Annotated in this window: 14 protein-coding genes; 3 read left to right on the forward strand and 11 right to left on the reverse strand. The window is 72.9% G+C overall.

Going from position 1 to position 13,105, the window contains the following annotated elements; all coding sequences use genetic code 11:
- Window positions 1-2: 2 nt before the first annotated feature.
- Window positions 3-695, forward strand: a complete 693-nt coding sequence (locus tag BLASA_RS15500) for a hypothetical protein (RefSeq protein ID WP_014377137.1) — start codon at window positions 3-5, stop codon at window positions 693-695.
- 51 nt (window positions 696-746) lie between these two features.
- Here BLASA_RS15500 and BLASA_RS25150 read toward each other — a convergent pair whose 3' ends face one another.
- On the reverse strand, window positions 747-1,310 hold the full coding sequence (locus BLASA_RS25150; RefSeq protein WP_166486560.1) for an LppU/SCO3897 family protein: 564 nt from the start codon (window positions 1,308-1,310) through the stop codon (window positions 747-749).
- Between the two features lie 279 nt (window positions 1,311-1,589).
- Window positions 1,590-1,811, reverse strand: a complete 222-nt coding sequence (locus tag BLASA_RS15515; protein WP_014377140.1) for a hypothetical protein — start codon at window positions 1,809-1,811, stop codon at window positions 1,590-1,592.
- 119 nt (window positions 1,812-1,930) lie between these two features.
- On the opposite strand from BLASA_RS15515, the gene BLASA_RS15520 reads away from it, so the two are divergent.
- Window positions 1,931-2,212, forward strand: coding sequence for a DUF427 domain-containing protein (locus tag BLASA_RS15520; protein WP_014377141.1), 282 nt, complete (start codon window positions 1,931-1,933; stop codon window positions 2,210-2,212).
- A 9-nt stretch (window positions 2,213-2,221) separates the two neighbouring features.
- On the opposite strand, the gene BLASA_RS15525 is transcribed toward BLASA_RS15520, so the two are convergent.
- From BLASA_RS15525 to BLASA_RS15555, 7 genes are all read right to left on the reverse strand, one after another.
- A complete protein-coding gene (locus tag BLASA_RS15525; RefSeq protein ID WP_014377142.1) occupies window positions 2,222-2,632 on the reverse strand; it encodes a hypothetical protein in 411 nt (136 codons plus the stop codon).
- A gap of 130 nt (window positions 2,633-2,762) precedes the next feature.
- Window positions 2,763-3,737, reverse strand: a complete 975-nt coding sequence (locus BLASA_RS15530; RefSeq protein ID WP_014377143.1) for a hypothetical protein — start codon at window positions 3,735-3,737, stop codon at window positions 2,763-2,765.
- Between the two features lie 203 nt (window positions 3,738-3,940).
- Window positions 3,941-4,159, reverse strand: coding sequence for a hypothetical protein (locus tag BLASA_RS15535; protein WP_014377145.1), 219 nt, complete (start codon window positions 4,157-4,159; stop codon window positions 3,941-3,943).
- Window positions 4,160-4,265: 106 nt separating this feature from the next.
- Window positions 4,266-4,919 carry an isochorismatase family protein gene (locus tag BLASA_RS15540; protein WP_014377146.1) on the reverse strand — a complete coding sequence of 218 codons (654 nt, stop codon included), beginning with the start codon at window positions 4,917-4,919 and terminating at the stop codon, window positions 4,266-4,268.
- A gap of 28 nt (window positions 4,920-4,947) precedes the next feature.
- Window positions 4,948-6,825 carry a hydantoinase B/oxoprolinase family protein gene (locus BLASA_RS15545; RefSeq protein ID WP_014377147.1) on the reverse strand — a complete coding sequence of 626 codons (1,878 nt, stop codon included), beginning with the start codon at window positions 6,823-6,825 and terminating at the stop codon, window positions 4,948-4,950.
- A gap of 3 nt (window positions 6,826-6,828) precedes the next feature.
- Complete coding sequence (locus tag BLASA_RS15550; RefSeq protein ID WP_014377148.1) at window positions 6,829-8,913, reverse strand: hydantoinase/oxoprolinase family protein; 2,085 nt, start codon at window positions 8,911-8,913, stop codon at window positions 6,829-6,831.
- The gene (locus BLASA_RS15555) at window positions 8,910-9,620 is read right to left on the reverse strand and encodes a GntR family transcriptional regulator (RefSeq protein WP_014377149.1); all 711 of its coding nucleotides are present in this window, start codon (window positions 9,618-9,620) and stop codon (window positions 8,910-8,912) included. Before BLASA_RS15555 ends, BLASA_RS15550 begins: the two co-directional genes overlap by 4 nt.
- 104 nt (window positions 9,621-9,724) lie before the next feature.
- Between BLASA_RS15555 and BLASA_RS15560 the strand changes: the two genes are divergently transcribed.
- The gene (locus BLASA_RS15560; protein WP_014377150.1) at window positions 9,725-10,621 is read left to right on the forward strand and encodes an isocitrate lyase/PEP mutase family protein; all 897 of its coding nucleotides are present in this window, start codon (window positions 9,725-9,727) and stop codon (window positions 10,619-10,621) included.
- An 87-nt stretch (window positions 10,622-10,708) separates the two neighbouring features.
- Here the strand turns inward: BLASA_RS15560 and BLASA_RS15565 are convergent, their stop codons facing one another.
- A complete protein-coding gene (locus BLASA_RS15565; RefSeq protein ID WP_014377151.1) occupies window positions 10,709-11,500 on the reverse strand; it encodes an enoyl-CoA hydratase/isomerase family protein in 792 nt (263 codons plus the stop codon).
- Window positions 11,501-11,600: 100 nt separating this feature from the next.
- Entirely contained in the window at window positions 11,601-13,043 is a 1,443-nt protein-coding gene (locus tag BLASA_RS15570; protein WP_331371015.1) for a short-chain fatty acid transporter, read from the reverse strand.
- Window positions 13,044-13,105 lie beyond the last annotated feature (62 nt).

A 13,105-nucleotide genomic window follows, 5' to 3' on the forward strand; every position in this document is an offset into this window, starting at 1 on the left:
AGATGCGACGACGCCCGGCACCCGAACCCGTCGGTCCTGCTCCGGTCGAGGCCGGTCCGGCCACGCCCGAGAAGGAGGGCCTGGCCCGGCGGCTGGACAAGCCGATGGGGGCGCTCGGGCTGGTCTTCGTGCTCGTGGTGCTGGGCCAGTCCCTCGCCCGCGACGCCTGGCTGGTGACCACGCTGAGCGTGGTGGGCTGGCTGCTCTGGGCGGTGTTCGTGGCCGAGTTCGTCTTCCGCGCGGTCACCGCCCGCGACCGGCGCCGGTTCTGGGCCCGCAACTGGTGGCAGGTGCTCTTCCTCGCGCTGCCGTTCCTGCGTTTCGCCCGCGCCCTCACCCTGCTGCGGGCCGCGCGCGTGGGTGGGGTGGTGTCGGCGGCCGTGCGCGGGTCGCGCTCGGCCGGCCGGCTGCTCACCGGGCGGATCGGCTGGCTGAGCGCGGTGACCGTCGTCGTGGTGCTGGCGGTCAGCCAGCTGCTCTACGTGCTCGGCGCCTACGGGTCGTACGGCGCGGCGCTGTACGACGCGGCCCTGGCCACCATCAGCGGCGAGCCGCTGTCCGCCGACACCGGTCTCGCCCGGTTCCTCGACGTGGCCCTGGCGATCTACTCGGTGGCCGTGTTCGCCACGCTGGCCGGTGCGTTCGGGGCCTACTTCCTGGACCGCCGGGAGAGCGAGCACCGGCCGGCCGGCTGACGCGGCGGGTGCCCCGCCGGGAGTACCGGCGGGGCACCCGGGAGCGACGGATCAGACCGGCTCGGCGCAGAGGACGGTGCCGGGCTCCGCCTGGTCGTCACCGACCCAGACGGCGTTGGTGGCCTCCGGGAAGTCGGCGCAGACCATCTCGGCCAGGAACTCGGCGTAGTCGAGCTCCCGCTCGTCGACGCCGACGACCCGCACCTCGGCCTCGGCGGAGCCGCAGTCGACGACCTCGACCTGGTCGCCCGCGGCGTTCCGCAGGCAGTCGCCGACCTCGGGGTCGCCCCCGAGGAGCGCGAAAGCGGCGACCCCGAGGACGACGACGGCGACCACCAGACCCAGGATGGCCAGCAGCACCTTCTTGCCGGTACCGCCCCTGTGCTCCGTCGGGCCCGCAGGGCTGGCCCCGCCCTGCGGGGGCACCCAGGCGCCGGCGGGCTGACCCGGCTGACCCGGCTGGCTCCAGTGCTCGTACGGCCCCGGCCGACCCGGCTGCTGGCCGTGGGGCTGAGCGGCGTAGGGCTGGCCGGGCTGCTGGTCGTCGGGCGCGGGCTGGCCGGGCTGACCGGGCGGCCGGTCGGACGGGGTGCCGTCCGGTCCGGGGTGGCTCATGAGGGCTCCTGTGCTGTCGCGGGCAGTCGTGCGTCGTCGCCGATCCTGTCCCATCCCGTCGGCCGCCGGACCCGAGAGGCTCCTGACCCGGTCGCGGGCAGGCAACGAAGCACCGCGACTGCCCCACCGGTCCCGGGCACCCCCGGACGGCTGGAGGTGTCGGCCCGGCTGCGCACGCGGGGGGAGCACCTGACCGTGTGCGAGGCGGACGTGGCGCAGGACGGGAAGTCCCTCGTCCACGCGGTCGCCACGTTCGCGCTGCTCACCCGCTGACCGGCGTCAGCCCGCCGCGGTCGCGACCACGGGTGCGGGCGCCGGCGCGCCGATGTCCTCCGCGGCGTCGTCGTTGCTCAGGCCGACGAGGAGGATGTAGGCGAAGATCGCGGCGATGACGAGCAGGATGACCAGCGGGATGAGGATCCGCCCGCGCCGCCGTCCCTCCGGGGTACCGCCGGCCTCCTCGGGGCGGTCGTTGCGTCCGTGATCGTCGGGGTGCGACATGCGGGCCTCCTGAGGATCGGAAGCGGCCGGGTGGCCGCCGTCCCCGGCTCCATGCCCACGGCGTCGCCGGTCACTCCTCCCGACGGGCACGGCCGGGTCAGGACGGGAACGATCGGACCATGACCACTGCCACCTGGAACGGGCGCGTCGTCGCCGAGTCCGACGACGTCGTCACGGTCGAGGGCAACGCCTACTTCCCACGGGACACCGTGCGGAACGACGTCCTGCGGCCCTCGGAGACGCACAGCGTGTGCCCCTGGAAGGGGACGGCCTCCTACTTCAGCTTGGAGGTCGACGGCCAGGTCAACCGGGATGCGGCCTGGACCTACCCCGAGCCGGAGGACGCCGCGCGGGAGATCGCCGGGCGGGTGGCCTTCTGGAAGGGCGTCGAGGTGCGCTGAACGCCGCGCTCAGCGAGCCGGGCGGCTACCGGCGAGCTCGCGGGCCGACGCTGCGGCGTCGGAGTCCAGCTGCCGGGCGACGGCCTCGGTGAAGGAGTCGTAGGCCTGCTGCGGGCTGCCGCCGAGGGCGGCGGCGATCTGGTCCCAGTCGGCACCGCCGCGCAGTGCCGCGCGGATGCCGACCAGCTGGCTGTCGTGCGCCTTGCGGGAGACGACCTCGCCGAGGGCCAGGAGTTCCAGCGCCTCGTGGACGTCGAGCTGCGTGCCGGTGTCGCGGAGGGTGGCGGACCACGGGTCGTCGTCGTCGCGGACGGTGTTGAGCGCGGTGTCGCCGTTGTCGCGGCGACTGAGGAAGTCCAGCCGGGTCGCGGCCGTCGTCAGCGAGAACTCCGCCTCGAGGGCCTCGGGTGTGATGCTCATGCGTACAGGCTTCCTCCCCCGCCGGTGTGCCAAACGCGCGGACGGGGCGATCTCGGACACGCCGAGGGCCCGCACCCTCCGTGCAGGTGCGGGCCCTGAGGTCCCCCTCCGAGGTGGCGGGGGCCTGTGCTCAGCTGGTGACGCCGACCGCGTCCTTGGCCAGGGCGGCGAACTGGGTCTGCGCGGCGCTGGCCACGTTCGCCCGGTTCTTGTGGGTCTCCTCGTAACGGATGATCACGTTGATGTCGTGCGGCGTCTTCAGCTGCTTGATCGCCTTCACGGCATCGCCGGCCGACATCGAGTCGTAGCCCTTGATCGGCAGCTCGTCGGCGGTCACGTCGCCGAGCTCCTCGCGGGCCTCGCGGGCCACCTTCGCGGCGTCCTCGTCACCCTCGCGCTGGGCGATCCGCTCGGCGCGCCGCAGCGAGGCGGCCCGGCCGACGGTGAGGGTCTCGCGGACGGCGTCGGTGAGCGCGGCGGCCCGGTCCGACACGGACGAGAAGCGGTCGGTGGTCTCCTCGCCGGCGTGCTTCACGGTGTCGACGGCGGTGTTGACCGTGTTGGCCCAGAAGCGGACCGGCGCGTTCACGCCGCGGGCCACGGCACCGGCGACCCGCTGCGCCGGGGTGGCGACCAGGGCGGCGGGGCCGCCGAGGGCCTCCTCGGCGAGGACGACGGTGAGCCACTCGACGGTCGCCTTGTGGGCGTCGATGAGCTTCTCGGCGAGCTGGCGGACCTTGGCCTCACCGGCGGTGTCGGCCAGCACCTTGAGGTAGGTGGCGCGGTCGAGCAGCTGGTGCTCGAGCTGCAGGTCCTGCAGCAGCGCCTCCTCGACCGAGGTGGCCTGCTCGAAGGTGGCCTTGAGGCCGGCGGAGAGGCGGCCGACGACCGGCGTGACGACGTCGGGGACCCCGCCCACGGCCCGCAGCTGCTCGGTGATCTCCAGCGAGCGGGCGGCGGCGTTGTCGGCGTTCTGGGTCAGCTCACGACGGACGGCGTCGGTACGAGCCTGCGAGATGCGGGTGCGGGCGATCTGCTCCTCGGTCTGCGTGAGCAGGGCGAGGGCGCGCAGCTGGTTGATGATCTTGGCGTTGTTGTCGGTCATGAGAGAGACAGCTCCAGGGACGTGGGTGATGACCTGACGGTCTCTTTCATGCCCCGCATCCCCGGGGTGCTAACAACTGCAAGCAGATTGCTAGCAGTGAGGCTGGTCACCCGTACGGGTGAACCGACGGCGGTACCGGCCCGGCAGGGACGGCCGTGCTCCGAGTAGCCCTGCACCCACAGCACGACCATCCGCGGACCACGTCAGCCGACCTCGGCCACGACCTGCTCGGTCGCCGGCGCCCGCCGGGGCCGGACGTCGAAGCGCAGCACCGGCTGGGTCATGTCGTCGGTGACCTCGTACGGCGGGCGCGGGGCCAGCCGGACCGGACGGGGCGGCAGCGTCGAGGGCGGCATGGCCTTGCCGCAGCCGACGCAGTAGCGGCCTCGCTGGTGCACGGCTCCGCAGTGCGCGCAGTTCATGACGACTCCTCGGGGATCGGTACGGACGCGGACAGCCGGACCCTGGCAGCACCGGCCGACGATCGGCACCCCGTTCGGACAGGAGTGACGAGCCGTTACGGGACCGTCATGGACGACTGCGTTCCGTATCGGGTCCGCGGAGCCGTGCCAGCGCGTCGTCCAGCTCGGTGACGTCGGCGTACTTCGCGTCGAGGTCGGCGAGGTTCCCGTCGTGCACGGCCGCCGTGCGGTCGGCGCACGCCTGCCGCACGACCTGCGGGCGGAAACCGGAGTTCAGCGCGTCCATGGCGGTGGCCCGGACGCAGCCCGACGTCGAGACCCCGCCGATCACCAGCGTGTCCACCCCCAGCGTGGCCAGCGTGGGCGCGAGCACCGTGCCGAAGAACCCTGAGGCGTACTGCTTCACCACCACGGGCTCCCCCGGTCCAGCGGGCAGCGTCAGCGCGCCCCAGTCACCCTCGGCGTCCGCTGCGAAGGCCGCGAGCGCCGGCACCTTGCGCACGAACAACCCCCCGTCGGCGAGACCGGGTCCGTAGCGGACCGCCGTCCACAGCACCGGCCGGCCGGCCGCCCGGGCGGCCTGCACCAGTGCGGCGCACGCGGCCACGGCCGGGCCCGGTTCCGGCAGCGCGAACGGCCCGTCCGGCTCGGTGTAGGCCCGGACCAGGTCGATGACCAGCACCGCCGGCCGCCGCCCCCAGCCGACCCGGCCCGAGAAGGCGGCGCCGTGCGGGCCCGGCGCGGGCTCGGCGATGCTCACGAGCCCGCACCGGGTGCCATCGCCGCCGTCATCCGGCCGCCCACACCGGGCGCCGGGGCGCGGGCAGCCCCGTCTCCTCCTCGCACCGGGCCAGGAGCTCCTCGATCGGCGGACCCATGTCGAACACCGGCAGCTCGGCGGGCCGGTCGGCGCGCATCTGGTCGCGCAGGTTCTCGGTCGCCTCGGCGTTCACCGTGCCGTCCTCCTCCACGCAGACGCCGTACCGCTCGGCGCCCTTCGGCGTCACCAGCCCCCGCCGCACCTCCAGGGCCACCAGCTCGGGGTCGCGCTCGAGCGGGTCGCCCCACCCGCCGCCGCCCCAGGTGACGAAGTGCAGCACGTCCCCCGGCCGCACCGGGACGTCGTGGCACTTGCTGGGCAGCACCGAGCGGGTGCCGTCGGCGCGCTCGATCCACTTGGTGCCGCGCGCGCCGGGGTGGCCGCCGTTGACGCCCCACGGGTAGGTGAGCCAGCGGTCGTCGTGGATGGCGATCGTGCCCGGCTCCTCGAAGAGATAGGCGACGTCGACGCCGTTGCCGCCCCGGTGCAGGCCGGGGCCACCGGTGTCGGCGATCGTCTCCCACTTCTCGATCCGCAGCGGGTAGTAGGACTCGAGGTACTCGCAGGGGATGTTGGTGAAGCTCGGCCACAGCGAGTGCCCGTCCGGGCCGTCGCCCATCGGCCGGCCGGGGATGCCGCCGAAGCCGATCGAGTAGAGCTGGAACCACTCACCCTTCCGCTCCCCGCCCGAGTAGTGGCCGGAGTACATGAAGTGCGGCGAGGAGGAGAAGCCGGCCGCGTTGAGCAGCGCCGGGTTGGTCTGCCCGAGGAGTCCGCCGAAGAGGTCGAAGACCCGGCCGATGCCGTGGTTGCGGCCGTTGAGGGACGCCGGGTGCGCCGGTTTCCAGTAGGAGCCGTCGGGGATCGTGACGTCGACCAGCGGGTAGAAGCCGTCGTTCCAGAGGATCTGCGGATCGGCCACGGTGATCATGTAGATCCCGAAGAACATCCGGGTCAGGTTCTCGTTGATGTAGTAGTTGATCGGCCCGGCCGCCTGCGGCGAGGAGCCGGTGAAGTCCAGGTGCACCTTGTCGCCGGTGCGGGTCAGCGAGAGCTTGAGCTCGTACGGGCCGTTGCCGACGCCGTCGTCGCAGATGTAGTCGGTGAAGCTGAGGGTGCGGCCCTCCTCGAACACCATGGACAGCAGCACCTTCATGGCGTCGTAGTTGCGCGTGAGCAGCGAATCGAGCGCCGACAGGTAGGAGCCGGTGCCGAACCGCTCGCACATCTCCACGACGCGGCGGGCGGCGGTGCGGCAGGCGGCGACCAGCCCGTTGAGGTCGGCGCGGTTCCAGTCGGGCTTGCGGACCTGGTTGAGGATGATCCGCAGCGCGTCGTCGTTGAGCTCGTCCCTCTTGTAGAGCTTGAAGGGCGGGATGACGACGCCCTCCTCGTAGATGGTGAGCGCGTCGGTCGGCATGGACGACGGCGTCTTGCCACCGACGTCGGACATGTGGCCGAACATCGCCGACCACCCGACGACCCGGCCCTCGTGGAAGATCGGCACGACGACCAGCCAGTCGTTGGCGTGGCTGATGGCGGCGCCGCACGCGTAGGGGTCCGACGTCAGCAGGACGTCGCCCTCCTCGATCGTGCCGTCGAAGCCCTCGAGGAAGTCGGGGATGGAGAGGCCGAACTGGCCGACGACCATCTTCCCGTCGGGGTCGGCGATCAGCGGGAACTCGTCGTGCTGCTCCCGGATGCCCGGCGAGAGCGCCGTCCGGAAGAGCACCTCGTCCATCTCGTAGCGGGCGTTGCGCAGCCCGTTCTCGATGAGGTCGAGGGTGACCGGGTCGACCTCGCCCTTCTCGACGGTGCCGGTCGCGGTCTCGATGATCTGCGCCATGGCTCAGGCCTCCGGGGTGATCAGCAGGGAGCCCGACGGGTGCACGGTGGCGGCGTGCCCGGGCAGGACGAGGGTGGTGGAATCCATCTCGGTGACGATCGCCGGACCGGCCACCACGTCACCGGCGCGCAGCTTGGCGCGGTCGTAGACACCGGCCGGCACGTACTCCCCGCCGGCGTAGATGCGGTGGTCCTGGACGAGGGCGCCGGCCGGGTCGCCGTCCCCCTCGGGGAGCGTCACCGGCGCGACGTCGGGCCTGGGGCCGGTGACGGTCGCGCGGGCGTTGACGATCTCGTGGTCGACGGTGAGCAGGAAGCTGAACAGCCGGTCGTGCTCGGCGTCGAACCGCTTCCCCACCGTGGCCAGGACGCCGTCCGTGCTGCCCCCACCCGCCCCGCCGATGTCGTCCAGCCAGGAGGGGTCGACGGCGACCGGGATCTCGAAGCCCTGGCCGTGGTACCGGACGTCGACCTGGTAGCCGACGGTCTGCTCGGCGCGGGACAGGCCCTGCTCCTCCAGCCGCCGGCCGGCGTCGGCGGCCAGGTCGCGCAGGATCGTGGCCAGATCGTCGCCGGTCAGCTCGCCGAACCGGCGCAGCACCGTGCGGGCGGACTCGTCACGCCGGCTGGTGGTGGCGTCGCCCAGGGCGCAGAGCAGGCCCGGGCCGGGCGGCACGATCACCGGCCAGGCACCGGTCAGCTTCCCGAGGGCGTTGGCGTGCAGCGGGCCGGCGCCGCCGAAGGCCACCAGGGCGAAGTCGCGCGGGTCGAAGCCCTGCTGCACCGAGACCAGGCGGAGACCGCCGAGCATGTTCTCGTTGACGATGTCGATGATCCCGGCGGCCGCCGCCTCGGGTGACTCCAGGCCCATGGCCTCGGCGACCGTGCCGACGGCGGTCCGCGCGGCCTCGACGTCGAGGGTGATCTCGCCACCGGCGAGCGTCGTGGGCAGGTGGCCCAGGACGACGTTGGCGTCGGTGACCGTGGGTTCGGTGCCGCCCCTGCCGTAGGCGGCCGGACCGGGGTCGGCGCCGGCGGACTGCGGGCCGACGCGCAGCGCCTTGGTCAGCTCCGGGACGTGCGCGACGGAGCCGCCACCTGCGCCGACCGTGCGGACGTCGACGCTGGAGGACCGGACGACGAGGTCGCCGACCTTGGTCTCCCGGCCGATCCTCGGGTTGAGGTCCTGGACCAGCCCGACGTCGGTGGAGGTGCCGCCCATGTCGAAGGTGATCAGGTCGCGGTAGCCGGCCTGCTCGGCGATCCACACCGCGCCGGTGACGCCTCCGGCGGGGCCCGAGAGGAGGAGCGTCACCGGGGAGTCGATGGCGTTCGCGGCCGAGGAGAGCCCGCCGTCGCTGCGCAGGATGGCCAGCTCGCCGGCGACGCCGCCGTCGGCCAGGTTGCCCGCGAGGCTCTGCACGTACCGCTTCACCTGCGGCTGCACGTAGCCGTTGGCGACCGTGGTGAGCGTGCGCTCGTACTCGCGCAGCTCCGGCAGCACGTCCGAGGACAGCGAGATCGGGATGCCGGGCAGCACCTCGGCGGCGATCTCGCCGATCCGCCGCTCGTGGGCCGGGTCGGCGAAGGAGTTGATGAGCGAGATCGCGAGGGCCTGGATCCCGTTGCCGCGCAGCTTCTCGAGCTGGGCGCGCACGTCGGCCTCGTCCAGCTCGCGGACGACGGCGCCGTCGCTGGTGATCCGCTCGTCGACCTCGACGGTGTTCTCGAGCGCGGCCAGCGGCTCGGGCTTGGGCCAGATGATCCAGCCGGCCAGCCCGCCGGGGACGAACGAGCGGGCGATCTGCAGGACCTGCCGGAAGCCCCTGGTGGTGACCAGGCCGACCGTGGCGCCCTTCCCCTCGAGGATGGCGTTGGTCGCCACCGTGGTGCCGTGCAGCACCTGGGCGACCTCCGAGAGCTCGATGCCCGCCTCGGCGCACACCTTGCCGATGCCGTTCAGGACTCCGACGGCCTGGTCGGCGGGGGTCGAGGCGGTCTTCGCCCGCCAGGTGTTCCCGCTCCCCTCCTCCACCAGCAGGACGTCGGTGAACGTGCCTCCGACGTCGACTCCGAGCCGGTAACTCATGAGGCCTCCTCATCGCTGGCGTGCTGCGCGGTCGCGGTCTGTGCGGTCGTGATCTGTGCCGTGGCGGCCCGGACCATGACGGCCCGGGCGTTGGAGATGTGCGCGGTCATCACCGCGCGGGCCCATTCGGGGTCGCGGGCGCGCACGGCGGCCACCATCTCCAGGTGGTGGGCCAGGCTGCGGCGCAGCGACTCCGGGTCGTAGGCGTGGAAGTTGCGCCGCACGATCGGCGGGTGGATGGCCGCGGCCAGTGCGGTGGCCAGGGTGGGGTGGCCGGCCAGGACGACCAGCCGGTCGTGGAACGCGCGGTTGAGCGGCACGAGGGCGTCGAGGTCCTGGCCGGGACCCGGGCTGCCCACCTCGACCATGCGGTGCGCGAGGTCGTCGAGCTCGGCGACGTCGTCGGCGGTCGCGTTCGGGACCGCGAAGGCGGTCAGCTGCGGCTCCAGCGAGATCCGGAGGTCGAAGACCCCCTCCAGCTCGGCGACCGTCCAGGTGGCGACGCGGGCGCCGCGGTTGGGGCTGATGTCGACCAGTCCCTCCGCCGCGAGCCGGCTGAGCGCCTCGCGGACCGGCGTGCGGCTGACCCCGAGCCGGGCGGCGAGCTCCACCTCGCCGAGCCGGGCGCCCGCGCCGAGGGCGCCGGCCAGGATCAGCTCGCGCAGCTCGTGCAGCGCCCGCTCGGCGGCCGTCGTCGATCGTGGCACCCGTCACACCCCTCGGAGATTGTGTGCAAACCTAGGGGGGTGGGGTGACGGGGGCAACGTTTCCGGCGTAATTTTCAGCTGACTGCATACAAGAGGGGGCCGACGTGGCGGATCTGCTGGGCAACGGACGCACAACGAGGGCTCGGCTGCGCGAGCTCGTGGAGGGTCCGGAGCCGCTGCTCGCCCCCGGTGCCTACGACGCGCTGAGCGCCCGGTTGATCGAGCAGGCCGGTTTCGACGCCGTCTACATGACCGGCTTCGGGACGACGGCGTCGCTGATCGGCCGCCCCGACGTCGGGCTGCTGACCGGGACCGAGATGGTGGACAACGCCCGACGGATCGTGGCCGCCGTCGACGTGCCGGTGATCGCCGACGCGGACACCGGCTACGGCAACGCGATCAACGTCGTCCGCACGGTGCAGCTGTACGAGCAGGCCGGCGTCGCCGGGATCCAGCTCGAGGACCAGGTGATGCCCAAGAAGTGCGGGCACATGAGCGGCAAGCTGCTGATCGGCGCCGACGAGATGGTCGGCAAGATCCGGGCGGCGGTCGAGGCGCGGCGCGACCCGGACCTGCTGATCATCGCCCGCACCGACGCCGTCGCCGTGACCGGGACCGACGACGCCATCGCCCGGGCGCGCGCGTTCGCCGACGCCGGGGCGGACGTGCTCTTCGTCGAGGCGCCGACCTCGGACGCGGACATCGAGCGGGTGGCCGCCGAGCTGCGGGACGTGGCTCCGCTGGTCTTCAACTGGGCCGAGGGCGGCAAGACGCCCCCGATGCCGCTCGAGCGGATCAGCGAGCTCGGGTTCTCGCTGGTGATCTACCCGATCGGCACGCTGCTCGCGGCCACCGCCGGCATCCGCACGCTGCTGGCCGCGCTGAAGCGCGACGGGGTGCCCACGGCGGCCCTCGACGCGGTGCCGACCTTCGAGGAGTTCACCGACCTGATCGGCCTGCCCGAGGTGCAGGCGCTGGAGCAGCGCTTCTCGGGCGCCTGACCGTCCGCCGCTTCGCCGCCGTGGCCGGCGGTTGCGCCCACGCCCCGCTCCCGACAGGGGAAGGGGGTGCCGGCGCACCCGCTCGGATCAGCGGCCGGTCCAGCGCGGCGGCCGCTTCTCCAGCCGGGCGGCGATGCCCTCCTTGCGGTCCTCGCTCAGGTAGGGGTTGGGCCCGACGTCGAGCCGCAGCCCCTGCCAGAGCGGCAGCTCCAGCGCCTTGGTCGCGGTCTCCTTCATCCGGCGCACCGAGATCGGTGCGTTGGCCGCGATCCGGTCGGCGAGGTCCAGGGCGGTCGGCAGCACCTGCTCCGGCTCGACCAGCCGGTTGACCAGCCCCCACCGCTGGGCCTCGGTCGCGTCGATCGGATCGCCGGTGAACAACAGCTCGAGCGCGATCCCGACCGGGATCCGTTTGGGCAGCACGACCGAGCCGAAATTGGCGCCCATGCCGATCGCGGCCTCGGGGAGGGCGAAGCTGACCGCCGGGGACGCGATCCGCAGATCGCAGGCCAGGGCCAGCTCGAAACCGCCCGCGACCGCCGGGCCGTTGAGCGCGGCGATCACCGGCACCGGCGTCTCGGTGACCACCTCGAAGACCGCCCGGGCCGGCCGGTTCATCGGCGGGCGGAACCGCTCCCCGCGCTCGTCGGCCGCCCGGATCTCCTTGAGGTCGAGCCCGGCGCAGAACGCCGGCCCGGTGCCGGTGAGCACCACCGCGCGGACGCCGTCCTCGACCACCCGCAGGAACTGCTCCACCAGATCGGCCTGCAGCTCGGTGGAGAGCGCATTGCGCCGCTCGGGCCGGTCGAGGGTCAGCACCCGGACGTGCTCCCGGTCCTCGGCGAGCAGTCCGGACTCGTGGCGGTAGGCATCGCTCATCCGTGCAACCTCCGCCGGCGCCGGCCGGTCGGCAACCCGGCTGCCCTCGAGGAGCAGCGCCCGAGCTCCGTCGACGGTCTTCGGTCGTCTCTCCGCGACGCTATCCGGCGCCCACGACGAGCAGCGTGCCAGCGAAGATGATGCCGCTGACGAACAGCGTGATGATCGTGTAGCCGAGGATGTCGCGGACGCCGAGGCGGGCGACGGCGAGCAGCGGCAGGGTCCAGAACGGCTGGATCATGTTCGTCCACTGGTCGCCGTAGGAGATGGCCATGATGATCGGCGCCGCGTCCACGCCCAGGGTCTCGGCGCTGCCCATGAAGATCGGCGCCTGCACCGCGAACTGACCACCGCCGGACGGCACGAACATGTTCAGCAGCCCGGCGGCCAGGAACGCGAAGAGGCCGAGCGTCTGCGGGGTGGCGACGTTCGCGAAGAACTCGCTCACGACCGCGGCGAGCCCGGTCGCCGTGGTCATGCCGAGGATGCCGGCGTAGAGCGGGTACTGGATGAGCACCTCGCCGACGGTGCGGCCGGCGTCCACGACCAGCGTGGCCAGCTCCCGGGGCGAGCGGACGATCAGCAGGATGGCCGCGAGGAAGGTCCAGTTGACGATGTCCAGGGTGAGGTTGAACCCCTCCTGGGCGAAGTAGACGACGAGGTAGACGACCAGGGCGATCCCGATGGCGAGGGTGAGGGCGCGCGCGCCGTCGACCCGGTCGGCGAACGTCGTCGGCGCGGGGGCGGTCTCGTCGACCCCGGCCGGCACCGCGGCGCCGCCCGCTGCCGGGTCGGTGCTCTCGCCCTCCTCGTCGTCGGCCTCCATGGCGTGTGCGGGCAGCTCGACGACCCGGTCGTCCCTGCCCGGCGCCAGCAGGACCATCGCGCCGGCGACGGCGGTCAGGGTGAGGACGGTGGCGATCATGTTCCAGCTCGAGAACGTCGTCTCGGTCACCGGGACCACGCCGAACTCCTCGGCGAAGAAGCTGCCCTCGGTGGCGGCGGCCAGCGGGCCGGAGCCGGAGTAGCCCATGTGCCAGATGACGAAGCCGGAGTAGGCCGAGGCCACGAGCAGCGGGTAGTGCACCTTCATGCCACGGCGCCGGGCGCTGCGGCCGACCTCGATGGCCAGGATGCCGCCGACGATGAGGCCGAGCCCCCAGCTGATCAGCGAGGCGATGCCGGCGATGACGGTCACGAAGGCGTAGGCGGCCTTCGGCGACTTCGGCACCGCCGCCACCCGCACCAGGAACCGGTGGACCGGCGGGGTGTGGGCGAGGGTGTAGCCGAACAGCAGCACCAGCGCGATCTGGGTCATGAAGGCGAGCAGCCCGCTCAGCCCGTCGCCCCACGCGCGGACGACGTCGACGGGCCCCGAATCGGTGAGGACGAGCGCCAGCCCGCCGACGACGAATGTCAGGATCGCCGCGAAGACGAGCGAGCCGGGCATGTACCGCTCGACGAGGGTGACCATGGGACGGGAGATCGCACGCAGCATTTCGAACCGCCTCCGGCGCCGACGCAGGGAGATGCGGACGAACATGCTGCAGGTCGCGGAGCCCGGCAACCGGAGGCCGGAGGGGGCGGGTGCCTGCGCGCCGTCGG

The organism is Blastococcus saxobsidens DD2, assembly GCF_000284015.1.
GTDB lineage: Bacteria > Actinomycetota > Actinomycetes > Mycobacteriales > Geodermatophilaceae > Blastococcus > Blastococcus saxobsidens_A.